The organism is Alcanivorax sp. HI0083 (genome assembly GCF_001635175.1).
Genome location: NZ_LWFX01000199.1, coordinates 1 through 987 on the forward strand (window position 1 = coordinate 1; position 987 = coordinate 987).

At 59.5% G+C, this 987-nt stretch carries 1 protein-coding gene; it reads left to right on the forward strand.

Annotation, left to right across the window (positions count from 1 at the left end):
- On the forward strand, positions 1–987 hold a 987-nt coding region (locus A3754_RS02160; RefSeq protein ID WP_063518734.1), incomplete at both ends, for an aminoacetone oxidase family FAD-binding enzyme.

A 987-nucleotide genomic window follows, 5' to 3' on the forward strand; every position in this document is an offset into this window, starting at 1 on the left:
GTGTTGGTGCTGGACCATGCCAACAAGGCTGGCAAGAAAATCCTCATGTCCGGTGGTGGTCGCTGCAACTTCACCAACCTGAATACCACACCGGAGCATTTTGTCTCCGCTAACCCGCATTTCTGCAAATCGGCTCTCAAGCGTTACAGTCCCTGGCACTTTGTGGAGCTGGTGGAACGTCACGGCATCGAACACGTGGAAAAAGCGCCGGGGCAATTGTTCTGTGCGGACTCCTCCAAAGATATTCTTGGCATTCTGCTGACGGAATGTGAGTGGGCCGGAGCCGAGATCCGCTTAAAGACTGATATTCGGCGCGTCAGACAAACGGCATCAGGCTTTGCGTTGAGCACCAGTGGGGGCAGCGTTCAGTGTACAAAACTGGTCGTGGCCTGCGGCGGCCTGTCGATCCCCACCATGGGTGCCACCGGCTTCGGGTACCAACTGGCGGAACAGTTCGGGCTGGACGTTTTGCCCACCCGTGCCGGGCTGGTACCGTTTACCCTGCAACCGGATGACAAGGCCTGGCTGGCCGCCCTGTCTGGCATCAGCACCGATGTGGTGGCGCAAACCGCAGGTGCATCCTTTGCCGAGCCCATGCTGATTACCCACCGTGGCCTGTCCGGGCCTGCCATGTTGCAGGTATCCAGCTTCTGGACGCCGGGACAGCCAGTGACGGTAGATTGGTTACCCCAGGTGGCGGACCCGTTTGCGCAGTTGGTGGAGGAGCGGCGAGAGCACCCTAATCGTGGCCTGGAGCGTTGGCTGCGCCAGTATTTCTCCCAGCGTCTGGCCGCTGCACTGGCCGATCAATTCGGCTGGCAGGGCAATCTTCAGCAGTTCAGCAATGAACGGCTGGCAAGTGTTGCTGCGACGCTGAAAGGCTGGGCGTTCAAACCCTCGGGCACGGAAGGCTATCGCACGGCGGAAGTGACCCTGGGCGGGGTGGACACCGATGCGATTTCCTCAAAAACCTTTGAAGTCAAAACG